Annotated in this window: 23 protein-coding genes; 14 read left to right on the plus strand and 9 right to left on the minus strand. The window is 68.2% G+C overall.

The genetic code is table 11. The features are described 5' to 3' along the window. Positions 1 to 30 precede the first annotated feature (30 nt). Both H4W80_RS45670 and H4W80_RS45675 read left to right on the plus strand, forming a co-directional pair. Positions 31 to 390, plus strand: a complete 360-nt coding sequence (locus H4W80_RS45670) for a YraN family protein (protein WP_192790765.1) — start codon at positions 31 to 33, stop codon at positions 388 to 390. Then, positions 391 to 1,926 (plus strand): YifB family Mg chelatase-like AAA ATPase, encoded by a 1,536-nt coding sequence (locus tag H4W80_RS45675; protein WP_192790766.1) that lies wholly within the window; start codon positions 391 to 393, stop codon positions 1,924 to 1,926. It begins immediately after the preceding gene. Here the strand turns inward: H4W80_RS45675 and H4W80_RS45680 are convergent. After that, the gene (locus H4W80_RS45680; RefSeq protein WP_192790767.1) at positions 1,898 to 2,128 is read right to left on the minus strand and encodes a hypothetical protein; all 231 of its coding nucleotides are present in this window, start codon (positions 2,126 to 2,128) and stop codon (positions 1,898 to 1,900) included. The two genes, H4W80_RS45675 and H4W80_RS45680, sit on opposite strands and share 29 nt — an antisense overlap. Before the next feature lie 605 nt (positions 2,129 to 2,733). Beyond that, positions 2,734 to 3,159, minus strand: coding sequence for a hypothetical protein (locus H4W80_RS45685; protein ID WP_192790768.1), 426 nt, complete (start codon positions 3,157 to 3,159; stop codon positions 2,734 to 2,736). On the opposite strand from H4W80_RS45685, the gene dprA reads away from it, so the two are divergent. Both dprA and H4W80_RS45695 read left to right on the plus strand, forming a co-directional pair. Further along, positions 3,158 to 4,420 carry a DNA-processing protein DprA gene (gene dprA / locus H4W80_RS45690; protein ID WP_192790769.1) on the plus strand — a complete coding sequence of 421 codons (1,263 nt, stop codon included), beginning with the start codon at positions 3,158 to 3,160 and terminating at the stop codon, positions 4,418 to 4,420. The two genes, H4W80_RS45685 and dprA, sit on opposite strands and share 2 nt — an antisense overlap. Before the next feature lie 1,955 nt (positions 4,421 to 6,375). Beyond that, positions 6,376 to 7,269: a tyrosine recombinase XerC gene (locus tag H4W80_RS45695; protein ID WP_192790770.1), complete on the plus strand. Its 894-nt coding sequence runs from the start codon at positions 6,376 to 6,378 to the stop codon at positions 7,267 to 7,269. Positions 7,270 to 7,356: 87 nt separating this feature from the next. Here H4W80_RS45695 and H4W80_RS64020 read toward each other — a convergent pair whose 3' ends face one another. Further along, positions 7,357 to 9,108: a murein hydrolase activator EnvC family protein gene (locus H4W80_RS64020; protein WP_318787361.1), complete on the minus strand. Its 1,752-nt coding sequence runs from the start codon at positions 9,106 to 9,108 to the stop codon at positions 7,357 to 7,359. Positions 9,109 to 9,412: 304 nt separating this feature from the next. Between H4W80_RS64020 and H4W80_RS45705 the strand changes: the two genes are divergently transcribed. Then, a complete protein-coding gene (locus H4W80_RS45705; RefSeq protein WP_192790772.1) occupies positions 9,413 to 10,510 on the plus strand; it encodes an epoxide hydrolase family protein in 1,098 nt (365 codons plus the stop codon). Between the two features lie 90 nt (positions 10,511 to 10,600). Here H4W80_RS45705 and H4W80_RS45710 read toward each other — a convergent pair whose 3' ends face one another. Next, positions 10,601 to 12,367 carry an MFS transporter gene (locus H4W80_RS45710; RefSeq protein WP_225964017.1) on the minus strand — a complete coding sequence of 589 codons (1,767 nt, stop codon included), beginning with the start codon at positions 12,365 to 12,367 and terminating at the stop codon, positions 10,601 to 10,603. Positions 12,368 to 13,075: 708 nt separating this feature from the next. Between H4W80_RS45710 and H4W80_RS45715 the strand changes: the two genes are divergently transcribed. The 6 genes from H4W80_RS45715 (at position 13,076) to H4W80_RS45740 (ending at position 20,045) form a co-directional block, all read left to right on the plus strand. Further along, positions 13,076 to 13,684 (plus strand): helix-turn-helix domain-containing protein, encoded by a 609-nt coding sequence (locus H4W80_RS45715; RefSeq protein ID WP_192790773.1) that lies wholly within the window; start codon positions 13,076 to 13,078, stop codon positions 13,682 to 13,684. 642 nt (positions 13,685 to 14,326) lie between these two features. After that, positions 14,327 to 15,274 carry a 30S ribosomal protein S2 gene (rpsB, locus tag H4W80_RS45720; RefSeq protein ID WP_192790774.1) on the plus strand — a complete coding sequence of 316 codons (948 nt, stop codon included), beginning with the start codon at positions 14,327 to 14,329 and terminating at the stop codon, positions 15,272 to 15,274. Positions 15,275 to 16,345: 1,071 nt separating this feature from the next. Then, positions 16,346 to 17,179 (plus strand): translation elongation factor Ts, encoded by an 834-nt coding sequence (gene tsf / locus H4W80_RS45725; protein ID WP_192790775.1) that lies wholly within the window; start codon positions 16,346 to 16,348, stop codon positions 17,177 to 17,179. Positions 17,180 to 17,386: 207 nt separating this feature from the next. Beyond that, a complete protein-coding gene (pyrH, locus tag H4W80_RS45730; protein WP_219912434.1) occupies positions 17,387 to 18,085 on the plus strand; it encodes a UMP kinase in 699 nt (232 codons plus the stop codon). Between the two features lie 43 nt (positions 18,086 to 18,128). Next, complete coding sequence (frr, locus tag H4W80_RS45735; protein ID WP_192790776.1) at positions 18,129 to 18,686, plus strand: ribosome recycling factor; 558 nt, start codon at positions 18,129 to 18,131, stop codon at positions 18,684 to 18,686. Between the two features lie 519 nt (positions 18,687 to 19,205). Continuing rightward, positions 19,206 to 20,045, plus strand: a complete 840-nt coding sequence (locus H4W80_RS45740) for a phosphatidate cytidylyltransferase (protein ID WP_192790777.1) — start codon at positions 19,206 to 19,208, stop codon at positions 20,043 to 20,045. Here the strand turns inward: H4W80_RS45740 and H4W80_RS45745 are convergent, their stop codons facing one another. Then, positions 20,046 to 21,065: a suppressor of fused domain protein gene (locus H4W80_RS45745; RefSeq protein ID WP_192790778.1), complete on the minus strand. Its 1,020-nt coding sequence runs from the start codon at positions 21,063 to 21,065 to the stop codon at positions 20,046 to 20,048. Positions 21,066 to 21,185: 120 nt separating this feature from the next. Between H4W80_RS45745 and rlmN the strand changes: the two genes are divergently transcribed. Further along, positions 21,186 to 22,286, plus strand: coding sequence for a dual-specificity RNA methyltransferase RlmN (gene rlmN, locus H4W80_RS45750; protein ID WP_192790779.1), 1,101 nt, complete (start codon positions 21,186 to 21,188; stop codon positions 22,284 to 22,286). A gap of 99 nt (positions 22,287 to 22,385) precedes the next feature. Here the strand turns inward: rlmN and H4W80_RS45755 are convergent, their stop codons facing one another. From H4W80_RS45755 to H4W80_RS45765, 3 genes are read right to left on the minus strand one after another with little or no spacing between them, the layout of a single operon-like run. Beyond that, positions 22,386 to 23,093 (minus strand): SGNH/GDSL hydrolase family protein, encoded by a 708-nt coding sequence (locus H4W80_RS45755; protein ID WP_225965982.1) that lies wholly within the window; start codon positions 23,091 to 23,093, stop codon positions 22,386 to 22,388. Between the two features lie 37 nt (positions 23,094 to 23,130). After that, the gene (locus tag H4W80_RS45760; protein ID WP_192790781.1) at positions 23,131 to 23,802 is read right to left on the minus strand and encodes a hypothetical protein; all 672 of its coding nucleotides are present in this window, start codon (positions 23,800 to 23,802) and stop codon (positions 23,131 to 23,133) included. Next, positions 23,799 to 24,530, minus strand: coding sequence for an ABC transporter ATP-binding protein (locus tag H4W80_RS45765; RefSeq protein ID WP_192790782.1), 732 nt, complete (start codon positions 24,528 to 24,530; stop codon positions 23,799 to 23,801). Before H4W80_RS45765 ends, H4W80_RS45760 begins: the two co-directional genes overlap by 4 nt. 52 nt (positions 24,531 to 24,582) lie before the next feature. Here H4W80_RS45765 and H4W80_RS45770 point away from each other — a divergent pair, with 52 nt between their 5' ends. After that, positions 24,583 to 25,164, plus strand: coding sequence for a DivIVA domain-containing protein (locus H4W80_RS45770; RefSeq protein WP_264086029.1), 582 nt, complete (start codon positions 24,583 to 24,585; stop codon positions 25,162 to 25,164). Here H4W80_RS45770 and H4W80_RS45775 read toward each other — a convergent pair. Then, positions 25,161 to 25,808: an HAD-IA family hydrolase gene (locus tag H4W80_RS45775; protein ID WP_192790783.1), complete on the minus strand. Its 648-nt coding sequence runs from the start codon at positions 25,806 to 25,808 to the stop codon at positions 25,161 to 25,163. The two genes, H4W80_RS45770 and H4W80_RS45775, sit on opposite strands and share 4 nt — an antisense overlap. A gap of 19 nt (positions 25,809 to 25,827) precedes the next feature. On the opposite strand from H4W80_RS45775, the gene H4W80_RS45780 reads away from it, so the two are divergent. Then, positions 25,828 to 26,310, plus strand: coding sequence for a GNAT family N-acetyltransferase (locus H4W80_RS45780; protein ID WP_192790784.1), 483 nt, complete (start codon positions 25,828 to 25,830; stop codon positions 26,308 to 26,310). The last annotated feature ends 11 nt before the right edge of the window (positions 26,311 to 26,321 follow it).

Here is a 26,321-nt window from a genome sequence, read left to right on the forward strand (position 1 = left end):
CCAGCACCAGACCGACGACGGAGGTGGCATATGGCCGCGAAACACGACCAAGACCTCGGCAAACAAGGCGAACAGGTAGCGGTGACCTACCTGGAAGCCGAGGGGATGAAGATAATCGCCCGCAACTGGCGCTGCCGCCACGGCGAGATCGACATCCTCGCCGAAGAGGGCCCCACCCTGGTCGTCGTCGAGGTCAAAACCCGATCGGGCAGATCCCACGGCACAGCCCTGGAGTCCGTGAGCCCGGCCAAGCTGGCCAGGCTGAGGATGCTCGCGGCCAAGTGGCTGGCCGCGCAGCCGCGCACGTTCCGCACCGTACGGGTGGACGTGATCGCCCTTGAGCGCTTCGCCGGTGACTTCGCCCTGAGTCACGTACGGGGGGCGATCTAGATGGCCGTGGCCCGCACGCGCAGCGTGGCCGTGATCGGAGTCGCGGGCCGCACCGTCGAGGTGGAGGCCGACGTGGGCAACGGCCTGGCCGGCATCCACCTCATCGGCCTCCCCGACACGGCGCTCAGCGAGGCCCGAGATCGGGTCAGGTCCGCGATGGTCAACAGCACCTATCCCTGGCCCGACGCCCGCATCATCGTCAGCCTCTTCCCGGCCAGCCTCCCCAAGCGAGGCTCCCAGTTCGACCTCGCCATAGCCGTGGCCATTCTGAGCGCCGCGGGCGTGATCCCGGCAGAGCGCATCGCGGAGCCGTTCTTCCTGGGTGAGCTCGGCCTCGACGGCCGTATCAGACCTGTACGCGGCGTGCTGCCCTCCATCATCGGCGCGGCCAAACACGGTGACGTCACAGTCGTCGTCCCCGCCGCGAACTCAGCCGAGGCCGCCCTGGTGCCCAATGTCAAAGTGATCCCGGTTTCACACCTCCGTCAGCTCGTGGAGTGGCTGCGCAGAGGAGACGAGGAACCCGAGCCGCGGGTCGAGGAGTGCGCCGAGTTGCCCAAGTCCACCGACGGCCCTGCGGTGGATCTCGCGGACGTCGTGGGTCAGCCGGTCGCCCGACGGGCTCTGGAGGTGTGCGCGGCAGGCGGCCACAACCTCTGGATGCTCGGCCCACCCGGCACCGGCAAGACCATGCTGGCCGAACGCCTCCCCACCCTCCTGCCGGACCTCGAGCTCGACCATGCCCTGGAGGTCACGGCCATCCATTCCGTCGCGGGCGCCCTGCCGCCGAACGCTCCGATGATGAGCAGGCCCCCGTTCGTCAGCCCGCACCACACGGCGACGTCCGCCGCGATCATCGGCGGAGGCAGCGCGGTCGTACGCCCCGGAGCCGTCTCCCTCGCCCACAGAGGCGTCCTCTTCCTGGACGAGGCCCCCGAGTTCCCCCGCCACGTGCTCGACGCCCTCCGGCAGCCTCTGGAGTCCGGCCACGTGACGGTCTCGAGGTCCGCGGGCTCGGTCACGTTCCCGGCCAGGTTCATGCTCGTCCTGGCCGCCAACCCCTGCCCGTGCGCCCAGGCCGAGGACCAGAGCGAGACCTGCAAGTGCACCCCCACGATCAAGCGCCGCTACCTGGGCAGGCTCTCCGGCCCGCTCCTCGACCGCATAGACATGAAGGTCACCGTGGTCCGCTCGACCAGACGCGAGCTTCTGGCCGACCGCCAGTTCGTAGAAACAAGCAAGACAGTGGCCGAACGCGTCCTCCTAGCCCGCGAACGCGCCGCCAAACGCCTGACCGGCACGCCCTGGCGCACGAATGCCGAAATCCCTTCCTCCCTGCTCCACTCCGACTACCGCCCGTCCAACGAGGCCATGAAACCCATGACGTCCTGCCTTGACTCCGGCACCCTCACCGCCCGCGGCCTGGACCGCGTCGTACGCGTCGCCTGGACCCTCGCCGACCTCGCCGATAAGGACACCCCACAGGAGGACGAAACAAACGCGGCCCTCAGCTTCTGGCTAGGAGTGAAGTCCTAACCCCCACCCAAGCACTGCGCCGCACCGCGTCCCAGACAGCACCGCACTTACGCAGCACCGCGATGCGCTGCCGCACCGTGGCCTGCTCCGGCACCGCGATGCGCTGCCGCACCGTGGCCTGCTCCGGCACCGCGACGTGCCCCCGCACCATGGCCTGCTCCGGCACCGCGACATGCTCCCGCACCATGGCCTGCTCCCGCATTACGACCGGTCCTCATCCCGTTCAGCTCTCACCACCGTCCGCCCTCCGTTCCCAGGAGCCCTGATGCCCAGCTCAACCCCGGAAGCTGACACACCCCTCACACCTCCGCCAGCCGCTACCCCAGGCCTACCGCGGGCAGACGCTGCACCAAGCCTCCATCCGGACTGCAGCATGACCCACGCGCCCACCGAGACGGCCTTGGCCGGCACCCTTCCAGCACCTGCCAGGACCGCTCCGACCGCTAACACGGGGACTGGAGCTGCCGTTAGCACCTGCACAAGCCCCGATACGGTCGGCGGCCTGGACACCGCCGCTGTCGGCTGCACGAGCCACCCGACCTCCGCCGAAACGGGTGCCACTTCCTTTATCACCGCAGGCAATGGCACCGCCGCAGTCGCCTACACAAGCCGCGCAAGCGCTGGCACAGCCATAGACACCGCCACTGACATGAGCGAGAACATCGTCGTCGAAGTAGGCATTGCTCACGTCGATCAACTGCGGGAATCACCCGAGCCCACCAACTCCGCCCCAATGACCAGCGATACACATCGTGTGCCCGCAACCAGGCCCAAAAGCGATACCAAGCATCAGCCCGTGACGAAGCTTCAGACGGGCACCCCCCAGACCACCTTCGCAGCCTCACCGCAACCTTCGACCTCGCCGTCCCCAACTAGCCGGGCGGTGACCGCCCCCGCCACTGCAGCCACACCAGCCGCGTGGGCCACCAGCGCTATCGCCGCAACCGACACCACCTCAGCCGCCCCCGCCACAAATGCCACCCGACCAACGACCGCCCTGCCCGCGGCAGCCACTGCGCCCACGACCGCCACCGCGCCCGCGGCAGCTATCCCGTCGGCGTCAGCCATCACGCCCACGAGTGCCATCACGTCCACGGCCGCCACTGGGTCCACGGCCGCCACTAGGTCCACGACCGCCACCTCGGCTGTGGCCACTACATCGGGCTCAGCCCCAGCCACTACATCGAGCTCGATCTCAGCTGGGAACGAAGCTGAGGCCAGAGCCGCGCTCATGAGAGCGGCTGATGTCGGCGACCCCATCATGGGCCGTCTAGTGATGCAGTACGGGGCCTCATCGGCAGTGAAGGCCATCCGAGCCCGCATCCTGCCCCCAGAGTTCGTCGCCCAGGAGATCAAGCGAGCGCAGGAAGCCCATCAAGATCGTCCCCCCGACCTCACCGCCCGCCTCAACGCCTGGCATGCCCGCCTGGCAGCGGCCAACCCAGTAGCGGACCTCGAAAACGGAGAAAGGTCCGGAGCCCGCTTGGTCACCCCGGGCAGCCCGGAATGGCCCACCCAACTGGACCAGCTAGGCCCCGGACGCCCTCTCGGTCTGTGGCTTCACGGTGCGGCCGACCTGCGCTTCTCCTGCCTCAAATCGGTAGCGGTCGTAGGAGCACGAGCCGCCACGTCGTACGGCACTCACATCGCTGCCGAGTTCGGTGTCGGCCTCGGTGAGTCGGGCTGGACGGTCGTGTCAGGCGGCGCCCACGGGGTGGACGGCGCGGCTCACCGAGGAGCCCTGGCCGCCGACGCGCCAACGGTGGTGGTCCTGGCCTGCGGCGTGGACATCTGCTACCCGGCGAGCCACGAAGTCCTGTTCGCCGCCGTTAGAGATCGGGGTGTCGTGATCAGCGAATGTCCACCCGGCGTCCACCCCACCCGAGCCCGCTTCCTCATCAGGAACCGCCTGATAGCAGCCCTGTCGAGGGGGACAGTAGTGGTGGAGGCAGCCCTACGCAGTGGCGCACTCAACACGGCCACCCACGCCCTGTCCCTCAACAGACACCTGGCAGCAGTCCCCGGCCCGGTCACCTCCGCCATGTCGGCCGGCTGCCACAAACTCCTCCGCGACCGCAAAGCCATATGCGTAACCTCTCCGGAGGAGATGATCGACCTCGTCGGCGTAATGGGCGACGACCTGGCCCCTCAGTCCCGAGCACCTGCAGTCCCCAGAGACAAACTCAACGAACCCACCCGAAAGGTCCTCGACGCGATCCCCGCCCGCGGCGGCGCAGGTCCTGCGTCCATAGCGGTCGCCGCAGGGCTAAGCCTGGATGCCACTTTGAGCGCCTTGGGCGGCCTAGCGGCCGCAGGCTACATAGAACGAGCCACGAACGGTTGGCGCCTCCGTAAACAGCTCACCTCCTACCCAAAAGCCCCCGATTCCGCGACCCCAGAACCCCCAACCGCCCCCGAGCCCGACGCATCCGACGACCCCCCGTTCCCAGACGACGACTTCCCTCACGAGCCCAAACAGCACGGTTGGCACTGAGGCACAAACGATCAACTTTTGAAGGCGACCGGACCGGACCGAACCGAACCGATGCGATGGTTGCCATGCCTGAAAATCGCTGCCCGCTCGGTACAGGGCCGTCGGCTGGGAATGGCCGGCCAGGCCGTCCCGCCATGCCCCACAGCGGCAGTGATGTACGGGAATGACATCCGACGCGACAAAGGCGTGGAAAGGGGCACCGGCTTATCGCGTGGGCGCTGGCCAGGATGCTCGAGCAGCCGGTGAGGCTGGAGCCCCTCGAGTCTCCTCCAGCGCCTGCGAGTGCCCTCGGGTGCCCTTGAGCGGCCGATGATGCTGAAGTCTTTGAGTGACCTTCAGCGGCCACAAAATGACGTAGTGCACTCCAGGGGCCACAGCGGCCGGTGATGCCTGAGTGGCCCTTCATACTCGAGCGGGCGAGGGCGAGGGCGAGGGCGGGGGCGAGGGGCGACGGCGACGGCGAGGGGCGAGGGGCGAGGACGACGGCGAGGGCGAGGGCGAGGGGCGAGGGGCGAGGACGACGGCGAGGGCGAGGACGAGAGATGAGAGATGAGAGGCGATGGGTGACGGGCGCGGCCGACGGTAGATAGGCAGCGGACGGTAGGCGGGGGAAACGACGACGGGCGGGACGGTTGTCTGACCAGCGCTGGCCGTTTGGGGCGAGCTGGGGGTGTTCGTTCGGGCGATGTCATAGGTCACCGCCGCCGAGGCGTGGAGGCAGGCGAACATACTCCTGTAAGCCGCCTCTGCGGAACATAACCACTCCCGGGCCACCGCCACGCATACGCGCATCGCTCGCCCGTCTTGGTTTGCGAGAAGCGTGCGGGCGCTCCAAAGCCCGTCGGTTCTGCACCGTTCTCAGCCTTTGGCGCCACCCACCGCATAGTGCGCTCAAGGCCTCAACTACGCCCCTAAGACCGTACATTCCGCTGGCTGGCGGAGGGTGAGCTCCGGCGTCGAAGAGTCGGTGGACGCGGCAGGCTGAGGGGGCTGTATCACGCTCAAATGCCAGCCGCTTTAACTGGTGAATGTCAGCGGAACGACGAAGATGTCGCTGAAATCTGTGATGTAAGGGGCTTTGTCTGTGCTGGTCAGAGTATTGATCGCGGGCTGCGACAAAGTCGGAGTCACCGATCGGAGATCCCCTTCGCGAACCACCGCTCGCGGGGCAGACTGATGTTTGCGGCCATCGCTCTGCTCTCCTTCGGTCTCGACTTAGGCCCTCGAAGGATCAAAGCGATGGCCGTCACCATTTCCCAGCTCCTCGCTCTTGACATTTTGACCCCACGCTCGTGAGTGCTCGTCCGAGTTCGCTCGGTCCTATGACGCAATCCCATGATCACGTTGGGTCGGCACTGCCCCTCCTGCTGTCATGGCCGAAAGGCGTCCAAGGCTGAGGACGTGCAGCCAGGCGGTGTGACTCTCCTTCATGGCGCTGGGCCGGCTCGACAGGGAAAGGCAACGGCCGAGGGTATCCATGCCAGGGCGGAGAGTCCCGGGGCCGCTCGCCACAGCACCAATGAGAAGCTGCAACCTGGCCGACTTGCGAACGGGCCTCCCAAGGTCGTTAGCCCGGGTGAGCTGGACATCTGCGGGCCCCAGTCGCGGGCCTGTCCTGGCGCGAAATTGGGTCTGGGGCTCGCTGGGAGGCTGGCAAACCCGGCGCGAATTGATCCGAGACGGAGCAAACCTAGCCCTGGCTGAACTGGGGCGGGGCATCCTAGTGCTGGCTGAACCGGGCCTGGGCAACCTAGTCCCGGCTGAACTGGGGCGGGGCAACCTGGCGCTGGCTGAACCGGGGCGGGGCCGGTCCGTGGTTGAGAGTTGGGGTGATCTTCTGGCTCTGGTGGTTATGTGTTGTTCTTGGGGTCTGGTTGGGCTTGAGTGGGCGGTGAAGTTTTGTCGGGTTGTGGTGGCATGGCGGTTGTGAGAGTGGTCGAAGTGGGGGTTCTGGGATGAGCGGGGGTGTCGGTCGTGAAGAAGTAGTGGGGGAGTTTGGGCGACATCTGCGGATTGAGCGGGACCTTTCGCAGCACACGGTGCGGGCCTACCTGACTGACGTGAACTCCTTGCTTGATCATGTGGATGGCCGGTTGGAAGGACTTGATATCGGGGTGCTCCGTGAGTGGCTGGCTGGGCAGTATCGGGCCGGCAAGGCTCGGGCCACGCTGGCGCGGCGGACCGCTTGCGTTCGTACCTTTACCGCCTACTGCTACCGCCGCGGCTGGCTTGCGGCAGATCCGGGGTTGTTGCTGGGCAGCGCGAAGGCAGCTCGGCCGTTGCCTGCCGTTCTCGCTCAGGAGCAGGCGCAGGCCGTCCTGGAGGCGCCCTCGGCTGGGGAGCCCAAGGAACTTCGAGATCAAGCCCTTCTTGAGCTGCTGTACGCCACCGGTGTGCGGGTGAGCGAGTTGTGTGGGCTCGACGTCGATGATGTGGATCGGGATCGGCGTGTCATCCGGGTCCTGGGCAAAGGGCGTAAGGAAAGGTCTGTGCCGTTTGGGCTGCCTGCTCTTCGGGCGGTGGACAGGTGGTGTATTCACGGGCGGCCGTTGTGGGTTCGGGCGCGGTCAGGGGCTGCGCTCTTCCTTGGGGTACGGGGCGGTCGCATCGATGCTGGGACGGTTCGGCGGGTCGTGCATGCGCGGCTGGCTCAGGTGGATGGGGCTCCGGACATGGGGCCGCACGGGTTGCGGCACAGTGCGGCGACTCACTTGCTCGAGGGTGGTGCGGATCTACGGAGTGTTCAGGAGCTGCTCGGGCATGCGTCTCTGAACACCACGCAGATCTATACGCATGTCTCGATCGAGCGGCTGAGAGCGGCTTACCGTCAGGCCCATCCGAGGGCCTGATGATGGATGTCGGTGATCAAGTACGCCAGTATGTCGATGGTTGGCGCTGGCTGATGCCGACGGCTGGGTGCGTCGCTGGGTGATCTTCTAATTTCCGTCGGTCGCGGATTTGCGGTGGCGGCCGGGCCTTGCGTTGGTGGTTGTGGGGTGGCTGGGCGCTGGGCGCTTCTCACCACGGTGCCTGGCGCCGGTGTTCTCGGGCACTTGATCTTCTCCTGCGGTGGCGCGGTGCTGGCCCCTTCTTCGGGGACGGTGGTCTGTTCGACTACGTCTGCGGGTGCGCACGGCGGTGATCAGGAGACCTATCCCTAACAGCGTGCCGAGGCCGATGGCGGATGTCGTGGTGGTCGAGGTCGAGCGGGTCAGGAAGTCGAGCGTTGTGGTGGGGGAATTTGGGCGGTCTCTCCGGCCTGCGGTGGTGGTGTGAATGAAGGAGTCGGCGGCTGCCAGGGGGTGGCGCTGGCTTGGCGTGCTGGCGTGACGGCTTGTCGATGAGGTGTCGGGGGACGGGCCGTGGGTGGTGGGCGTGATCGAGGTGAGGGCGGGCGGGGTGGCGGTCAGCGCCTTTGATGTTGCGGGTGGTGCTGGGCGGAGGGCGGCTGGGGATCTTGGTAGCTGTGTGATGAGCGGTCTGGTGATCTCTTCCACTGGTGGCTGGACGGGGCGCTCGTGCTCGTCGGCATCTTGGAGGGAGTGCTCATTCGGAGGCGAGAGCGGGTTCTCGTCCTCGTGCCAGAAGGGGAGGAGGCGGATAGTCGCCTGGCCCAGGAGCAGGAGGGGATCGAGGTAATGGGTGCCGCGTCGGAGGCCCCAGTGGAGGCATGACTCCGGGCAGTGGCCTGGTGAGGCTTCTATGAAGCCGAGCGTGGATCCCGGGGCGACGGGTTGGCCTCGCCGTACGGACGCTTTGACAGGGAGGTACGTCGTACGGAGGCCGCTCTCGTGCTCGACGGTGACCACACCTTTTCCAGCTACGGGGCCTGCGAAGCGGACTGTGCCGGGACCGGCCGCCAGGACTGGGGTGGATGGGGAAGCGGCCAGGTCGATGCCGCGATGTCCGGCAAGCCAGGGCTCGGGTGGTGGGGTGAAGCGGCGCAGCACGCGGGGGTGTCCGTCCAGCGGCCAGCGCCATGTGGGTGGAGATGCTCTTGCTGGGGGAGCGGGGAGAAGAAGGAACGCGGCGGCAGCGAAGAGCAGTGTTGTCAGGGCGCCTTGGGCTGTCATGAGGGTTTGGCGAATGCGGGGTGGTGGGGGTTCTCGGGTGGGCGTGACGGATTGAGCAATGCGGGATGCTGCGGGTTGTGGCCTGGGAGTGGGGGTTTGGCCAGTGCGGGGCGGTGCGGCTCCTTGGGTGGGTGTGACGGGTTGAGCAGCGCGAGGTGCTGTGGGTTCTGGCCTGAGAGTGGGGGTTTGGCGAGTGCGCGGTGGTGCGGCTTCTTGCGTGGGTGTGGAGGGTTGAGCAGTGGCGGGTGCTGTGGGTTCTTGGCTGGGTGTAGAGGTCGGAGAAGGAGAGGTCATGCCGCGAGTTTGGTTGAGCGCGGCTGGGTGGTCGGGAGGCGAACGGGATTCTGGGGACGGAGCGGGTGAGGGGCTTGGGGGTTGTGGATAACCGGTCGGACGGCGGCTTCGGGCGGGGCGAAGAGCTGCGATGATGAGGCTCCCGGTTCCGCCCGGCGATCCGAGCGCGACTTCGGCCCTGGAGCGGTGATCCGCCAGCGCCAGGAGCGCCGGCGAGCGCTGAGCAAGAGCGTGCAGGTCAGCGGGAGTGGGCACGTGCGGGCGGAGCGGGTACCTGCGCCCGGGAGCGGGCGCGGGCAGCCCTGGGACGGGAATGGCCATGTGCGGGCGGGAGCGGGCACGTGCTGGGGGAGCGGTACCTGCGGGCGGGCGCGGGCAGCCCTGGGACGGGAATGGCCATGTGCGGGCGGGAATGGCCACGTGCGGGCGGGAGCGGGCGTGCGGGCGGGAGTGGGCACCTGCGGGGCGGGCTTGGTCGGGGTGGGTGCGAGGGAATCGGCGGGGCTTTGCGGAGGCGGCGGTTGCCGGGTGGAGTGCATGTGCTGAATCGGCGGCGAATTGCGGAAGGAGATGTGCCGCATTGGCTCCTAGCGTGGTGAACACTCAAGCCGACAAGGAGTTTCAGATGGAAATTCAGCCGTTCACCATCGCTGTCCCTCAGCCCGATGTCGACGACCTGAAAGTCCGGTTGGCCCGGACTCGCTGGCCGGATGAGCTGCCCGGTGTCGGCTGGAGTCGCGGGGTGCCGCTGGAGTTTCTGAAGGAGCTGGTTGCGTACTGGGCCGAGGGTTACGACTGGCGCGTGGCCGAGGCGCGGCTCAACGAGTATCCGCAGTTCACCACCGATATCGACGGGCAGCGGATCCACTTCCTGCATGTCCGCTCCGCCAATCCCGACGCTCTGCCGCTGGTGCTCACTCATGGCTACCCCAGCGCGTTCGCCGAGTTCACCATGCTGATCGAGCACCTGCGGCAGGACTTTCATGTCGTGGTCCCGTCGCTGCCCGGTTTCGCCTTCTCCACGCCGGTGGGTGAGACCGGCTGGGCGATGGGCCGTACCGCTCGGGCCTGGGCCGAGCTGATGCGGCGGCTCGGCTACGACCGATACGGCGTCCACGGCGGCGACATCGGCGCCGGGGTGTCCGGTGCGGTGGCCGGCCTTGATGGCGAGCATGTCGTGGGCATTCATGTGGCGACCGATCCGTACACCGCGGCGGCCACGGCCACGTTCCTGCCCGGCCTGGCCGACAGGCTCGACCCGGCGGACCCGGTCGACCAGTTGGCCTTGGAGCGGATGGCGCAGTTCCGCGACGACGGCTCCGGTTACCTGGCGATCCAGAACACCCGGCCCCAGACCATCGGCTACCTGTTCAACGACTCGCCCGTGGGGCAGCTCGGGTGGATCGCTGAGAGCTTCGAACGGTGGACCGATCTGCCCTACGACCGGGAGCAGCTTCTCACGATCGCCAGCCTCTACTGGTTCACCGGCTCTGGCATCTCCGCCGCTCGTTTCCTGTACGAGCAGGCCCATTCCTTTGAATGGGGTGCGCCGCCGGCCGTACCGCAAGGTTTTGCGGTGTTCGGCGCCGATCCCACCGTCCGTAAGCTCATCAACCCGTCGGCGGAGGCCCACTGGACCGAGTATGAGCGGGGCGGACATTTCCCGGCCATGGAGGCGCCGGAGATGCTGGCGACGGATCTGTGGGTCTTCTTCGGGGGTTGAAGTGATCAAACGCCTGTGACTCGACCGCGCGTTCGTCCGTCTTCTGTTGATTTCGGGGCTCGGGTTGCGCTTTGTTTGAGGGGCTGGGGGTTAGCGAGGAGCGTAGCGTTTGGAGGCGATCAAGGATTTTACGGTTTGGAATGGGGACGGCGGATCGCTGCTGGGTTTCGTCAGGCGGGCGGGGCGCGGGCGGCGGTGCGGGCGTAGAGGGGATGTCCAGATCCAGATGGCGCTCAGGGCTATGCCTGCTGCGCAGATGAGGATGACCGGGCGTAGGCCGATGAATTCGGCGAGGATGCCGCCGGTTATGCCGCCGAGGGCCAGGACTCCTTGTACCGCGAAAGTCATGGTGGCGTTCACCCGGCCGCGAAGCTCTGGGGAGGTTTCGCGCAGGGTGATGGCGCCCATGCAGGTGGCGAAGGCCACGACGATGCCGCCTGTGATCGTTCCGGTTAGTGCGAGCAGCGCGAGTTTCCACCACAAAGGGCCGGTCAGCAGGCCTACCGCCAGGATCTCGATGGGGAAGAAGAGCACTGTGATGAGCAGGATGCGGTTCTCGCCGTAGCGTTTGGACAGGCGGGCCGTGGCCCAGGCGCCCAATATGCCGCCGATGCCGCCCAGAGCGATGAGGGCGCCTATCAGGGGCTTGGGGATGTTGAGCGTGTTGACCATGTAGAGCATGTAGATGGCCGTGTACGCCATGGCGAAGAAGTTGATCGTGACGCCTGCACCCAGGAGAGCGCGTAGTACGGGATGGGTGACGCTGGTCCGCAGGCCTTCCACGACGTCGTTCCACATGCCTCGGGAGGCTGCCGGCTCATTCTTCTCCGGGGTGCGGATGGCGCGGAGCAGGAGGGCGGAGGCCAGGAACGACAAGGCCTCCGCCAACACGGCCAGCGGGGCCGTGAAGAGTTGAACCAGGAGACCGGCCAGGCTGGGGCCGCTGACGGACGCCACCGAGTAGGAGGCGTTCAGGCCGGCCATCGCCTCGGTTCGCTGGGAAGGGGCGGCGACGGCTGCCACGTAAGGGAAGTTCGCCGCCCTGAAGAGTACGCCGGCTGTGCCGATCACGAGGGCCACGATGATCAGCCACGCGACGCTGAGGAGGTCGAGGAGCCAAGCCACGGGGACTGTGGCGGCGGCTGCGCACGAGACGAGTTCGCAGGCGATCATCAGGGGGCGGTGCCGGGTGAGCCGGTCCGCGATGGCGCCTGACTGGAGGCCGAACAGGAGGGCGGGCACCGAGGCGGCGGCCGTCAGCAGCCCCATCTGGGAGGGGGAGGCGGTCAGCAGGGTTACCGCGGTCAGGGGGATGGCCAGCTTGGACACCTCCGAGCCGGTGACGGAGATCGTCCGGGCGGCCCAGAGGAGTCGGTAGTCGCGCTGGTTTCTGAGTGGGATGGGTGTTGTTTCTGAGCTGCGTTCGTCGTGGTTGTGGTGGTCCGGGCTGAGGTCGCGGTTGTTGGAGGGGCCGTTGGGAACTGCGTGGTGTCGGCGGTCCGGATTGAGGTTCGGGTTGTCGGAGGCGCCATCGGGAACTGCGTGGTTGTGGTGGTCCGCGCTGAGTTCGCGATTGTCGGAGGGGGCATCGGGAGCTGCGTGGCTGGGGTGGTCGGGACTGGAGTTGGGCTCCTTGGCGGTGCCGTAACCAGCTGCGTGTTTGTGGCGGCTTGAACCGGTGCTGGGGTCATCGGAGGTGCCGTCGTGAGCCGCGTGCTCTGGGCCGGCGGTGGGGCGCTGGGGAATGTGGTCCGCAGAGGAGGCGTGGTTGTGATCGGGGGCGCGGTTTTCGTCGGTGAGGTTGCGGTCAGGCATTCGGTCCTCGGGCAATGGCGCTGCGGTCGCGGTCATGGTCATGCGGCCCCCGACGTGGCTGGGTGGCGGGGTGGATCGAGCTGATCGGGGTCGGCTGGGCCGGTGGCGTCGTCGTGGCTGGTTAGCGGGAGGCGCGGAGGTAACGGTGGGTGCTGTGTCTCTCGGAGGTGTGGTGGAGCTTTTGCCTGGGCTGCGGTCCGCGGTGGGCTGAGGTTCAGGGTGGTGTTGGCCGTTGGGTTGATCTCGGGGTTGCGGTTGGGCGGATCTCTGAGGTTGCGTTTGCTGGTGCTGGTGCTGGTGCTGGTGCTGGTGCTGGTGCTGGTGCTGGTGCTGGTGCTGGTGCTGGGCTGAGCGGGGGTGGGCCTGGTCGTCGGGCCGTGTGGCTGGTTATGGGTTGCGGCGGGTGCGGTTTGCGGGGTCGTCAGTTAGCGGGTGCGCAGGCCGCGCGTCCCGGAGGCGGGCGGGCTGTGGGCCTGCGGGTGGTGGGCGTTGGGGTGGTGCCGGCTTCGGCGTGGTGGGGGTGGGAGGAGACGTCGGACATATCGGTTGGCTGTGGGCGTGCCTCTCGGCGGCGCTGGGCTGGGTGCAGTTCTGGCTGATTACTGGGTGTGGTTCTGGCTGATTGACGAGCGTTCTGGCTGGTGCGGGGGCGCGGCGGAGTTGTGAAGGGAACGCTTCATAACTGTGAAGATATCCCTTCATAGTTATGAAGGCAATGCTTCATACCTGGGGACGGGTAATCTTGGCGGCATGAGTGAGGGGCTCAGTGATCCCAGGGCGATGCGGGCGCTGGCCCACCCGGCGCGCCTGATGATCCTCAATCGACTGGGTCTCGAAGGCAGTGCCACAGCCACTGAAGTGGCGGAGATCGCGGGGATCACGCCCAGCGCCGCCAGCTATCACCTGCGCATGCTGGCCAAGTACGGGTTCGTGGAGGACGCGCCGCCGCGAGGCGATGGCAGGGAACGGCTGTGGAAGAGCGTGAACAAGCCGATCAGCGTCGGAGTCAAGCCGGGCGATCATCCGGACGTACGGGATGCCAAGGTGAGGCTGATGCTGGCGTTCCGCAGGGAGGCGCATGAAGAGGCCGATCGCGCGCTGGCTGCCGTAGAGGGTGAGCCTGACGAGTGGCGGGATGTCACCCGGTTCAACCGAATGAGGGTCAGGGTCGACCCGGAGGAGATGGCTCAGCTCAACGAGTCGATCGAGAAACTGATCGAGCCGTACCTCATCGCCAATCGCGACGAGAAGGGCGCGCCGAGTGGGGTCAGGGTCGCCGAAGTGCAGCTGAACCTCTTCCCGGTCGCGAAGCGGCCGACGCCGGGGCTGCCTACCGAGGATCACGATGCGGCGGGGTGATGTGGAACTGCGGGTGGGGTCTCCGGCAAGGCGGGCGGAGGGGCCGGCTGAGGTGGTGGTTGAGGTGCGGGACCGGGCTCTGGTCCTCGGTTGAGGGCCGGGACCGGGCTCTGGTCCTTGGTTGAGGGCCGGGACCGGGCTCTGGTCCTTGGTTGAGGGCCGGTACTGGGCTCTGGTCCTTGGTTGAGGTGCGGTACTGGGCTCTGGTTCTCGGTTGAGGGCCGGGACTGGGCTCTGGCCCTTGGTTGAGGTGCGGGATCGGCCTGGCGGGTTGTGGGTGCGAAGTGTCGGCGGTTGGTTGAGTTACAGGAACGGGCCGGTGTTAGCGCGGGCTTGCCAGGTGTTGATGGTGTTTGGTGTGTGGATGACTGAGTGGTCACGTTGAGAGTGGGTGTGGGGGTAGAGAGCTGGATGTCTGATTGACGGTTGACGGTCAGGCTGGGCTGGTGTGGGAGGTAGACTTTTCGGTGGCCTGTGACCACAGGCCGACTTCGCATGCCCCACTGCGGACCGCGCCATCGGTCCGGGCCATGTGCCCGGCTGGCGGGGATTCGGGGCATCAGGGCGGCAGACGACGCGCTGCTGCGGCACAACCGAGACCCGCGCCCTTCCGCAGGGCGCCAAGACCTGGAGGACCAGCACATGGCCCCCGTCGTCACCATGCGACAGCTGCTTGAGAGCGGCGTTCACTTCGGTCACCAGACCCGGCGCTGGAACCCGAAGATGAAGCGATTCATCTTCACCGAGCGCAACGGCATCTACATCATCGACCTGCAGAAGTCGCTCTCCTACATCGACCGCGCGTACGACTTCGTCAAGGAGACCGTCGCCCACGGCGGCACCATCCTGTTCATCGGCACCAAGAAGCAGGCTCAGGAGGCCATCTCCGAGCAGGCTGCCCGGGTCGGGATGCCGTACGTCAACCAGCGTTGGCTGGGTGGCATGCTCACCAACTTCTCCACCGTGCACAAGAGGCTTCAGCGGCTGAAGGAGCTCGAGGAGCTCGACTTCGACAACGTCGCGGGCTCGGGGCTCACCAAGAAGGAGCTCCTCATGCGCCGTCGTGAGAAGGACAAGCTCGAGCGCACGCTCGGCGGTATCCGTGACATGGGCCGCGTGCCCAGCGCCGTGTGGGTCGTCGACACCAAGAAGGAGCACATCGCGATCAGCGAGGCCAAGAAGCTTGGCATCCCTGTGGTCGCGATCCTCGACACCAACTGCGACCCCGACGAGGTCGACTACCCGATCCCGGGCAACGACGACGCCATTCGCGCCGTCGGTCTGCTGACCCGGGTCGTGGCCGACGGTGTCGCGGCCGGTCTGATGGCTCGCTCCGGCGCCGCCCGCGGTGACGAGAAGCCCGCCGCCGCCGAGCCGCTGGCCGAGTGGGAGCGCGAGCTCATCGAGCAGGGCACCGGCGACGCCGCGGCCGAGGCACAGCCCGAGGCGCAGGCCGAGGTCGAGGCTCCCGCGGCTGAGGCTGAGGCTGCTCCTGAGGCTGAGGCTGAGGCTGAGGCTGAGGCGCCCGCTCCCGCGGCCGAAGCTGCTCCTGAGGCCGCTGCCGCGGCTGACGCCGAGCCGCAGGCCTGACGTCAGAGCTCAGGTACCCGGGGTTTCCCGGGTACGGGCCCGTCCCGGTCGGGTGAAAAGTTCACCAGGCAGGGCGCGCGCTTTGCTCCGGCGAACGGAACGGCAGGATGAGGGATGTCCCTGGTCCTGCCGTGACCGGGCAGGGAACGGGCCACCAAGACAAGTGAACGGTTGAGCGAGGGGCCGCGGCCTCGCCAGGTGAGTGATCGCCAGGTGAGGACGCTTCCCAGTCAGGCAAGGACCAAGAGCCGGGCTCGGGCCGCAGAGCCGGGCTGTGATCGAGGTTCAAGGTTCAAGGGCCGATGCTGAGGCGGAGGCCGTGAGCCGGGATCTGGGCCGCAGGTCAAAGGCCTGGGGCGTGGTCCAGGGGTCGGGCCCGTGAGGTCGCGGTTCAAGGGCCGAGGTTGAGGCCTGGGTCCGGAGCTGAGGCTGTGAGCTGAGATCGGGTTCCAGGGCTGGGCTGAGGCCGTGAGCTGAGGTCTGGTTCGCGGCTGAGGTTGAGGCCGTGAGTCGAGGTCTGGCTCGCGGGCTGAGGTTGAGGCTGAAGCCTGGCTCCAGGGCTGAGGCTGTGAGCTGAGGCCAGGGCCGCGGGTTCGGGGCTGAGCTCCGGGCCGGGGTCTGAGGTCTGAATCGCGGGCTTGGGTTGCGAGCCGGGGTCTGGGTTGTGATCCAGGGTTGGGTCGCAGGCCGGGCCGGTGGTGAGCCGGGCCGTTCCGGGTGACCGGAGCGGCTGGCCGGGCCGGGTTGGACTGGGGCGGCTGGCCGGGCCGGGTTGGACTGGGTAGTTCAGCGGGCCGGGGTGGTCGGCCGGGCTGGGGAGGGCGCGGTTGCCCGAACCGGGCGCGGCGGGCCGGCCGGGTGGCGTCGGTGCAGGCCGGTGATGGTCCAGGATGGTAAGCCAGGGCGAGGCTGGGCAGGATGCCAGGCGAGCCGGGCCCCGAACGCAAGACAGAGGCTGACGCAAGACAAAGGCTTCCGTACGGCAAGCGCCCGCCGTACGAACCAAGGGTGAGCAGGCGTGCCGTTGCCCACCTGATCCACGACGACGACGAAATCCCACAAGGAAAAGCAATGGCTTCCGTGAACATGGCCGATGTCAAGCGGCTTCGCGAAATCACCGCTGCCGGCATGATGGACTGCAAGAAGGCGCTCGAGGAGTCCGAGGGTGACTTCGACCGCGCCATCGAGCTTCTGCGCCTCAAGGGCGCCAAGGACGTGGGCAAGCGCGAGGCCCGTACCGCCTCCAACGGCCTGGTCGCGCTCAAGCAGGACGGCGACTCCGCTGCCGCGCTGCTCGAGCTCAACTGCGAGACCGACTTCGTGGCCAAGGGCGAGCGCTTCCAGGAGCTGGCCACCCAGGTTGTCGAGCACATCCTCGAGACCAAGCCCGCCGACGTGGCGTCGCTGCTCGAGTCGTCCTTCGGCGGCCAGACCGTCAAGGAGCACCTCGACACCGCCAACGCCGCGCTCGGCGAGAAGATCGAGATCCGCCGGTTCGCGGTGCTCGAGGGCGGCTACATCGGTGCTTACATGCACCGGACCGACCCGGCGCTGCCGCCGGCCGTCGGCGTGCTGGTCCAGCTCGACAAGCCGAACGCCGAGGTCGCCAAGGACATCGCGCAGCACGCCGCCGCGATGGCCCCGCAGTACCTCAAGGCCGCCTCCGTCCCGGCCGACGTGGTCGAGAAGGAGCGCAAGCTCTTCGAGGAGATGACCCGCGAGGAGGGCAAGCCCGAGGCTGCCATCGCCAAGATCGTCGAGGGCCGCGTGAACGGCTGGTACAAGGACTTCACCCTCCTCCAGCAGGCCTTCGTCAAGGACAACAAGAAGAGCGTGGGCAAGTACGCCGAGGAGAACGGCGTCGAGGTCCAGGCCTTTGTCCGCTTCAAGGTCGGTCAGGCTTAGGCTTAGGCAAGCAACCGGCCAGGCAGGCCCGCCGATCAAGGCGGGCCGCCCGGCCAAGGCAAGAAGCAAGCCGACAGCCTGAACTTGATCCACCGAACGAAGGAGGCCGCCGCCGTGCAGGACCACCGGGAGCCAGCCCACGAATCCACACGGACGGCGGCTTCCTCATCTCCAAATCCGCACAACCCGCTCAGATGGAAGCGGGTGATGCTGAAGTTGTCAGGCGAGGCGTTCGCCGGTAGCGAGCCGCTGGGCATCGATCCGGTGATCGTCGATCATCTGGCCGATTCGATCGCCGAGGCCGTCAAGGAAGGCGTACAGGTCGCGGTCGTGGTCGGCGGCGGCAACATGTTCCGCGGCGCCACCCTGTCGCAAGGAGGCATCGACCGCGCCAGAGCCGACTACATGGGCATGCTCGGCACGGTCATCAACTGCCTGGCCCTGCAGGACTTCCTCGAGCGGCGGGGCGTCGAGACGCGCGTCCAGACCGCCATCACCATGCAGCAGGTGGCCGAGCCGTTCCTGCCGCGCCGCGCGATCAGGCACCTCGAGAAGGGGCGCGTGGTCATCTTCGGTGCGGGGCTCGGCTCGCCGTACTTCTCCACCGACACCGCGGCGTCCCAGCGGGCCCTGGAGATCGGCGCGGAGGCGCTGCTCAAGGGAACGCAGGTGGACGGGATCTACGACTCCGATCCACGCAAAAATCCGGATGCGGTCAGGTTCGACCACCTTGACTACGGCGAGGTGCTGCTCCGCGACCTCGCGGTCATGGACGCCACCGCGATCAGCCTGTGCAAGGACAACGACCTGCCGATCGTGGTCTTCGACCTCATGGGCGAGGGCAACATCCTGCGAGCGGTACGCGGTGAGAAAATCGGCACGCTGGTGAGTCCCGCAGGCAAATGAGGGAGCGAGCCCGACACCGCCAGCTAGAAGACAGGGAGCCGCTGTGATCGACGAAACCCTCCTCGAAGCCGAGGAAAAAATGGACAAGGCCGTCTCGGTCGCGAAGGAGGACTTCGCGACCATCCGTACGGGCCGCGTCACCCCCTCGATGTTCAACAAGATCAACGCCGAGTACTACGGCACGCCGACGCCGATCCAGCAGCTGGCGTCGTTCCATGTGCCGGAGGCGCGCATGGTGCTCATCCAGCCTTTCGACAAGAGTTCGATGGGCGCCATCGAGAAGGCCATCCGCGACTCCGACCTCGGTGTCAACCCCACCGACGACGGCCAGGTGATCCGCGTGACGTTCCCGGAGCTCTCCGAGGAGCGGCGCAAGGAGTACATCAAGGTCGCCAGGAACAAGGGCGAGCACGCCAAGGTGTCGGTGCGTAACATCCGCCGCTCCGCCAAGGAAGTCCTCGACAAGATGATCAAGGATGGCGAGGCGGGGGAGGACGAGGTCAGGCGGGCCGAGAAGGAGCTCGACGACCTCACCCAGAAGCACGTCGCGAAGATCGACGAGCTGCTCAAGCACAAGGAAGCCGAGCTGCTCGAAGTCTGAGCGGCACGCCGCACGGCGGACCGCGTTCGACGGGTCGTCGTGGGTAGCGGCCTCACACCTGCGGTGGTCGCTTTGGGCGGGCGCCGCAGGTAGCGGTTTGCACCTACGGTGGTCGCTTGGGCGGGCGCCGCAGGCAAGTGGGTCGTGCCTACGGCGGGTCGTCGCAGGTGGCGACTCTGGTCTACGGTGGTCGCGTTCGGCGGGCCGTTGTGGGCGATGGTTGCACCTGGGGCGGCTCGTCGTAGGGGTGGTTCGTACCTGGGGCGGGTTGTCGCGGGTGGCGGTTGGTGTCTGCGGCGGGTTGTCGCGGGTGGCGGTTGGTGTCTGCGGCGGGTCGTTGCGGGTGGCGGTTGATGTCTGCGGCGGGTCGTTGCGGGTGGCGGTTGGTGCCTAGGGCGGGTCGCCGTGGGTAGCGGCTTGGGCCTACGGTGGGTCGTGTTCGGCGGGCCGCCGCAGGTCAGCGGGTCTTGAACGGCCCTTGCCCCGAGTGGCGGGGGCCGTGGCTCTTGGAGAAACTCTGTGGAAGAAAGTACGGCTGACACCAGCTCAGGCGGCGGCGGCCGTACCGGAAGGAACCTGCCCGCCGCGATCGCGGTCGGTGTGGTCCTGGGCGCGCTGGTCATCGGCACGATCTACACGATCAAGGAACTGTTCCTCGTGGTGGTCGCCGGTGCCGTGGGCGTCGGCGTGATGGAGCTGATCAAGGCCTTCGCCACCCGCGAGATCAAGGTGCCCGCGGTGCCGGTGCTCGCGGGCCTGGTGGCGATGCAGGCGGGCGCGTACTGGGGCGGGCCGGCGTGGCTGCTGGCCACGTTCGCGGTGTTCGCGTTGGTGCTCCTGGTCTGGCGCATGTTCAGTGACGGGACCGACGGTTACGTACGGGACGCGTCGGCCTCGGTGTTCACGCTGTTCTATCCCGCCATGCTCGCGGCGTTCGTGCCCATGCTGCTGCGTCTCCACGACGGCGACCACCGGGTGCTGATCTTCATCGCGGTGACCGTGGCCAGCGACATCGGCGGCTACTTCGCGGGCGTGCTGTTCGGCCGGCACAAGATGACGGCGATCAGCCCGAAGAAGACCTGGGAGGGGCTCGCCGGGTCGGTGATCGCGTGTACGGCGGTCGGGGCGTGGCTGGTGGTCTGGCTGATGCACGGCGCCATCTGGCAGGGCGCGCTGATCGGCGCGCTGGCGGCGCTGCTGGCCACCGTGGGTGACCTGATCGAGTCGATGATCAAGCGGGATCTCGGCATCAAGGACCTGGGCACGATCCTGCCCGGTCACGGCGGTCTGATGGACCGGCTCGACTCGCTGGTGACGACGCTGGTGCCGGTCTGGCTGCTGATGACGCTGTTCTTCTAGTTACTGCTGCGACTCCAGCGTTTCGGTGGTGACCGGGGAGAGCCAGAGCCACCGTACGGCCTCACCCCCGAACGCGAATCCTGACATGTCTGGCATGTGGGGTGCGTTGGCCAGCATCAGGACCCCCGAATACCGCGGCCCCAACGGGAACGTCGAAGGCTCGTGATACCACTTCGCCGTGTGCCCGTGGCCGAGCCACGTGACCGAGTGCCACGGATACTGCGACAGCCACACCAGCAGCAGCGCCGCGTCGCGCGGGTCCTCGCGGGTGGCCACGGCCAGCTCGATCCTGGCGTACGCGCCGGGCTTGTCGATCCACTGCTCGACCGTGGGCATGCGCTGGCAGCTCATCCCCACGGTGGACAGCACGGTGTAGGAACGGCCCTGATGCGGCGGCCGTTCGGTGATGCCGACGGTCGGCAGCCGATCGCCGCTGGCGTCCCAATAGCGCCCCGCGGGGCCGAGCGCCCCGTCCAGATGACCCATCACGAACTGCTGGAACGACGGCCACGACCCCTCGCTGTGCCGCCAGCCCCAGTAGGACCTGGCGTTGGAGATACGGGGCTGCAACCCTTCGAGCGCCTCCGACAGCGCCCACGCGAACGGCGACTCGCCCACCGCGTCGCGGGCGTAACCGGGCATGCCCCGGCTCATGTCGGCCCAGCCGGGGATCACCGCCAGCAGCTCCTCGTCCTCGTACAGGGCCACCCCGTCCCCCTCCTCGAACCACAGCGCGGTGAGCTGCCCGAGCGGCCTGCGGCCGTCGGGGTGGAGGGTGTTGGCCCTGGGCATCAGCGGAGGCAGGCCGGCGTTGATGCGGGCCAGGTCGACCACCGCCGGGGCCGGGCGGTGGTTGGCCAGCCAGACGGCGCCGTGCACAGTGCCGTCGGGCGAGCACAGGTAAGCTACCGAGGAGTCCTCGTCACGCTCGACCACGAGCGTCCGGCTGCCGTAGGGGTTGCCGGCGGCGAGAACGACCTCGGCGCCACCCTCGCCAGATGCCGACCGAAAAATCGCCATACGAGATGACTGTAGATCCGGTGGCAGCCACGATGCGAGCCGTACCGTAACCAGGAATGCCACCTCCGATCCGAACGTTCATTACCCTGATTGACAGCCACTCAAAGCAAAGGCAGGAACGTGTCCCAGCCCCCAGGCCAGCTCACCTTCGTCGCGCCCCGGCGGGCCAAGCCCGCACGGCACCTGGCCGACCTGTCGATGGCCGACCGGCGGGCCGCGGTCACCGAGCTGGGGGAGAAGGCGTTCCGCGCCGACCAGCTCTCGCGCCACTACTTCGAGCGGCTCACCACCGACGTCGGCGCCATGACCGACCTGCCGGCGGCCTCCCGCGAGAAGCTGGCCGCGCTCCTGCCCGATCTGCTGACCTCGGTCAGGGAGCAGACCACCGACGGGGGCACCACGCGTAAGACGCTGTGGCGGCTGTTCGACGGGGCGCTGGTCGAGTCGGTGCTCATGCGCTATCCCGACCGGGTCACGATGTGCGTGTCCTCGCAGGCCGGCTGCGGCATGAACTGCCCCTTCTGCGCCACCGGACAGGCCGGCCTCACCCGCAACATGTCCACCGCCGAGATCGTCGAGCAGGTCGTCGCCGGCGCCCGGGCACTGGCGGCCGGCGAGGTGCCCGGCGGGCCCGGCCGGGTGAACAACGTCGTGTTCATGGGCATGGGAGAGCCTCTGGCCAACTACAAGCAGGTCATCGGGGCGGTGCGGCGGCTGGTGGAGCCCGCGCCGCACGGGCTGGGCATCTCGGCCCGGGGCATCACCGTCTCCACCGTCGGGCTGGTGCCCGCGATCGGCAAGCTCGCCGACGAGGGGCTGCCCGTCACGCTGGCGCTGTCGCTGCACGCGCCCGACGACGAGCTGCGTGACACGCTGGTGCCGATCAACACGCGGTGGAAGGTGGCCGAGGTCCTCGACGCGGCGTGGGCGTACGCGGCGAAGACCAAGCGGCGGGTCTCGATCGAGTACGCGCTGATCAAGGACATCAACGACCACGAGTGGCGGGCCGACCTGCTGGGCAAGCTGGTCCGGGGCAAGCTCGTGCACGTCAACCTGATCCCGCTCAACCCGACCCCGGGGTCGAAGTGGACGGCTTCCCGGCCTGAGGACGAGCGGGCGTTCGTACGCCGGCTGGAGTTCCACGGCGTGCCGGTGACGGTACGCGACACGCGCGGCCGCGAGATCGACGGCGCCTGCGGCCAGCTCGCGGCCGCCGAATAACCCACCCCGCCGAGAGTTCCCGGGCGGCGGCGTTCCAAGGGACGCGGCGAGCCGGCCCGGGGTGCGGAGGGCAGGCGCACATCAAGAACGTGGACCGGGCTAGTGGGGGGCGATCGAGCGGGCGGTGAAGCCCTCGATCAGGTCGGCGATCATGGCGGCGCCCCGGCTGTTCAGGTGGACGTTGTCCGTGGTGAGCTGAAGGCCGCGGCCCCTGGAGATGGCGTCCAGGCTGCGGCCGAGCAGGAAGTGCTGCATCGCGGCGGTCTGCGCCAGCTTCCCCTCCGCCTGGTACGGAGTGCCGGGAGCCCGGCCCTGCTCCTGCAGGTAAGCCGTCATCCGCTCGTTGAGCGGCAGGTACGTGACGCCCTCGGCCGCCGCGACCCGCCGGACGATCTCGCTGTACTCGGCGGCCCGCCGCACCGGGACCGAGTCGAGCTCCTCGCCGATGACGGGCAGGGAGAGCATCGCCACGCGGGCCATCGTCTCGTCCTGGAGCCGCCGGGCGATGGTGGCGAGGTTGGCGGCGTAGGCCTCCGGGGTGGGGTCCGCGGCGAGCTTCCAGCGCTTGCGCAGGGTCTTGGCGAGCGTCCCGCTGAGCGTGGAGTTCGCGTCGTTGGTGCCGATGAGTACGGTCACGACGTCGGGGTCCTGGCCCACGACGTCGTCGAGCCGCTTGACCGTCTCCGACGACGGCTCGTAGTTGACCCCGGCGTTGATCACGGTCGCCTCGGGCAGCCGGGAGCGGAGCATGGCCACGTAGTCGGCGCTCACCTGTGCGCGGGTGATGCTGTCACCCAGGCAGATCATCTTCACCGTCGTCTCCTCTAGGGTGAGTGAGTGCTCACTAACCTACCCTACGCCGGAGCCACACGTACGTCCCCAGGCCGATCAGGCACCAGATCAGGGAGATGGCGCCGAGTTCGGGGAGCTGGTCGAGGAGGTGACCCCCGTTCGCCGCCTTCATCCAGGCGATGAGCGGGACGGTGAGCCAGTGCAGGGGCGAGGAGCTGAGCAGCAGCATCGCCAGGAACCCCAGCAACAGCCCCATGATCGAAAGTGCGGGGGAGCTGATGACCGCGCGGCTGGTGAGGGCGCCCAGCGCGGTGCCGGTGAACGCGGCCAGGGCGTTCAGGACGAGAGCGGCGGCCAGCACGCCGCGCGAGGGAGCCTGGCTCACGCCGAGCAGGAGCGCCGCGCCCAGGCCGAGCGCCGCGAACGCCACACAGGTCGCGAACGCCGCCAGCAGCCCCGCCGCCACCTCCTTGCCCCGGCCGCCCACCTGGATCGCCGACAGCTCCCGCTGCCGGTCGGGCTCGGTGTCGAGCAGGCTCCTGGCCGCCCAGGCCAGGATGGGGATGATCAGTACGGCGCCGTCCGTGAGGGCCGCGGCCTCCCCGCCGCGCGGCGCCCGGCTGCCGTAGAGGATCGCCAGCATGGCGAGTGCCAGCAGGAGTGCCTGGAACATGCGGTGCGAACGGACGTAGGCGGCCAGGCGGAACGTGGCCAGGGCGATCAACCGGACTCCTCGATCTCGCGGGCCAGATAACCCTCGCCGCGCATCCTGGCGAGGAAGTCGTGGACTTCGGACGCGGGCACCGTGACGGCCACGACCGTCCCCCTGTCCTCGACGGGATCGAGGCCGGGCGCCGTCGTGCTCTCCTTGAGGCGGCCGTCCACCAGCGACCAATGGCGCATCTCGGGCAGAGAGCGCAGGCCGCCCTGGTGGTCGCTGACGATGACGATGCCGCCGCGGCCCGCCACCTCGCCGGCGATCGACGGGAGCGCCTCACGGGTGTCCACGTCGAGCCCGGCGAACGGCTCGTCCAGGATCAGCAGCCCCGGCTCCGACATCAGCGCCTGGACCAGGCCGACCTTGTGCGCGCTGCCCTTCGACAGCTCGCCCAGGGCGACGGTGAGGAGGTGGCCCATGTTCAGGCGCTCGGCCCACGGCTCCCAGCGGGCGCCCCCGCGTACCCGGGACATGTGGCGCAGATAGGCCGTGACCGTGAACGGCTGGGCGGTCGGGAAGCGGTCGGGGGCGAAGCCGACCACCTCGGGACGCCCGGCGATCGTGCCGATCGTGGGCCGGGTGAGGCCCGCGAGGAGGCGCAGCAGAGTCGACTTGCCTGCCCCGTTCACGCCGGTCAGCTCGATCACGTCGCCGGGGGCGAGCTGGGCGTCGACGTCTTCGATGACGAAAGGATCACGTCTTCGGTAGCGGAAAGAGACCTTGGACAGACGCATGGTCCTGTAACGCTATATGTCGGGTCGCATCACCGGCATAAAGAGCCTCACAATGGAGACACCCCCAGCATCAAGAGGAGTGGGCTTGAATCGCTTTCCGCGCGTCATGGGTATGCGTTCAGGCTATGACCCCGCCGAAGTCGACGCCCTGATCGGCCGGATCGAGTCGACCCTGGGCAGGGGCATGCCCACTGTGGAGCCCGTCACCGCGGACGACGTGCGGCGGGCCACGTTCCGAGCCAAGCGTGGCGGCTATGTCGAGACCGCCGTCGACTTCGCCCTGGAGGCGTTCGTGGTGGCGCTGGAGACCCAGGCCAAGCGGCCGGTACGCCTCGCCATGGCCGAGCCGACCGGCGAGATGCTGCGCGAGGAGTGGTTCGAGACCCAGGCGGCCCGCGTCGAACGGGTGGCCTTCCGCCCGGGTCGCATGGGCACCGGCTACAACGAGGACGAGATCGACGCTTTCCTGGACCGCATCGTGGCCACCCTGCGCGGGACGACCGACTTCCCGGTGACGGCCAAGGAGGTGCGGGCGGCGAAGTTCTCGACCGTGCTGTTCCGCTCCGGCTACCTCATCGCGGACGTGGACTCCTTCCTGGCCGGCATCGCGGACGTGCTGGAGCAGCGCCGTTAGGCGTTCTCGACCACGGAGAGCAGCCCGCCGAGGTCGGGCAGCACCTGCTGGACGACCTTCTCGTCGGCGGGCCGCTCGCCCTGGCGGTTGATCCACACGCGCGGGATGCCGAGGCGGTGCGCGGGGACCATGTCGTGGAAGTAGCTCTGCGCCACATGCACCCATCGCGCCGGCTCGTACGAGCGCCTGAACGTCTCGAAGTGGGCGTCGGCCGGCTTGTACGCGCCCACGTCCTCCGACGTCAGCACCGCGTCGAACGCCACGGGCAGCCGCCGCCGCGTCTCGGCGACGAGGTCGCGGTCGCAGTTGGTGAGCAGCGCCAGGCGCCAGCCCGCCCCGCGCAGCGCCGACAGCTCGGCGCCCACCTCGGAGAACACCGGCCAGTACGGGAGCGTCGTGCCCAGCACCGAGGCGTCGTCCTCGTTCAGCTCCACCTTCTCGTCGGCGCAGGCCCTGCGCAGCGCCTCGGCCAGCACGTGGCGGTAGCGGAGCGTCGGGGACTCGGCCTGCACCACGTGCTCGTGCCGGTTGTACGCCTCCAGCAGCCGCGCCCCCTGACCCGGCGCGATCAGCTCGGCGCTGGTGCGGATGCCGTGCCGCCAGTCGACAAGTGTTCCGAAGCAGTCGAACGTTACCCATCGCATAGATCTCATAATGAGGGACATGGCGATATCCGTGCGTCCCATCGAGCCGCAAGATCTCGCGAACGTGACCCGGGTGCTGACCGAGAGCTGGGGCGGCTCGACCGTGGTGGCCCTGGGCCGCGGGGAGCTGGTCGACGCCGCCGCGCAGCCGGGGTTCATCGCCGAGCTCGATGGCGAGCTGGCCGGGATCATCACGTACGGGCGGCGCGGCGACTCCGTGGAGATCATCACGATCGACGCGGTGATGCCCGGCAGGGGGGTGGGGGCGGCGCTGCTGGACGCGGTGCGCGCCGTCGCGGCCGAGGGCGGGGCGGCCAGGCTCTGGCTGATCACCACCAACGACAACACGCGCGCCCTGCGGTTCTACCAGCGGTACGGCTTCGACCTGGTCGCCCTGCACCGCAACGGCGTGGACCGGGCGCGGGACCTCAAGCCGGGCATCCCGGCCGAGGCCGACGGCATCCCGATCCGCCACGAGCTGGAGCTGGAGCTCCTCCTCTGACGTACATCGGG

The organism is Nonomuraea angiospora (assembly GCF_014873145.1).
Taxonomy (GTDB): Bacteria; Actinomycetota; Actinomycetes; order Streptosporangiales; family Streptosporangiaceae; genus Nonomuraea; species Nonomuraea angiospora.

Coding starts and splice junctions, on each gene's coding strand:
- H4W80_RS45670 (WP_192790765.1), top strand. CDS start 31: ATGGCCGCGAAACACGACCAAGACCTCGGCAAACAAGGCGAACAGGTA.
- H4W80_RS45675 (WP_192790766.1), top strand. CDS start 391: ATGGCCGTGGCCCGCACGCGCAGCGTGGCCGTGATCGGAGTCGCGGGC.
- H4W80_RS45680 (WP_192790767.1), bottom strand. CDS start 2,128: ATGCGGGAGCAGGCCATGGTGCGGGAGCATGTCGCGGTGCCGGAGCAG.
- dprA (WP_192790769.1), top strand. CDS start 3,158: ATGAGAGCGGCTGATGTCGGCGACCCCATCATGGGCCGTCTAGTGATG.
- H4W80_RS45685 (WP_192790768.1), bottom strand. CDS start 3,159: ATGAGCGCGGCTCTGGCCTCAGCTTCGTTCCCAGCTGAGATCGAGCTC.
- H4W80_RS45695 (WP_192790770.1), top strand. CDS start 6,376: ATGAGCGGGGGTGTCGGTCGTGAAGAAGTAGTGGGGGAGTTTGGGCGA.
- H4W80_RS64020 (WP_318787361.1), bottom strand. CDS start 9,108: ATGGCCATTCCCGTCCCAGGGCTGCCCGCGCCCGCTCCCGGGCGCAGG.
- H4W80_RS45705 (WP_192790772.1), top strand. CDS start 9,413: ATGGAAATTCAGCCGTTCACCATCGCTGTCCCTCAGCCCGATGTCGAC.
- H4W80_RS45710 (WP_225964017.1), bottom strand. CDS start 12,367: ATGACCATGACCGCGACCGCAGCGCCATTGCCCGAGGACCGAATGCCT.
- H4W80_RS45715 (WP_192790773.1), top strand. CDS start 13,076: ATGAGTGAGGGGCTCAGTGATCCCAGGGCGATGCGGGCGCTGGCCCAC.
- rpsB (WP_192790774.1), top strand. CDS start 14,327: ATGGCCCCCGTCGTCACCATGCGACAGCTGCTTGAGAGCGGCGTTCAC.
- tsf (WP_192790775.1), top strand. CDS start 16,346: ATGGCTTCCGTGAACATGGCCGATGTCAAGCGGCTTCGCGAAATCACC.
- pyrH (WP_219912434.1), top strand. CDS start 17,387: ATGCTGAAGTTGTCAGGCGAGGCGTTCGCCGGTAGCGAGCCGCTGGGC.
- H4W80_RS45745 (WP_192790778.1), bottom strand. CDS start 21,065: ATGGCGATTTTTCGGTCGGCATCTGGCGAGGGTGGCGCCGAGGTCGTT.
- H4W80_RS45755 (WP_225965982.1), bottom strand. CDS start 23,093: ATGATCTGCCTGGGTGACAGCATCACCCGCGCACAGGTGAGCGCCGAC.
- H4W80_RS45765 (WP_192790782.1), bottom strand. CDS start 24,530: ATGCGTCTGTCCAAGGTCTCTTTCCGCTACCGAAGACGTGATCCTTTC.
- H4W80_RS45770 (WP_264086029.1), top strand. CDS start 24,583: ATGGAGACACCCCCAGCATCAAGAGGAGTGGGCTTGAATCGCTTTCCG.
- H4W80_RS45775 (WP_192790783.1), bottom strand. CDS start 25,808: ATGCGATGGGTAACGTTCGACTGCTTCGGAACACTTGTCGACTGGCGG.
- H4W80_RS45780 (WP_192790784.1), top strand. CDS start 25,828: ATGGCGATATCCGTGCGTCCCATCGAGCCGCAAGATCTCGCGAACGTG.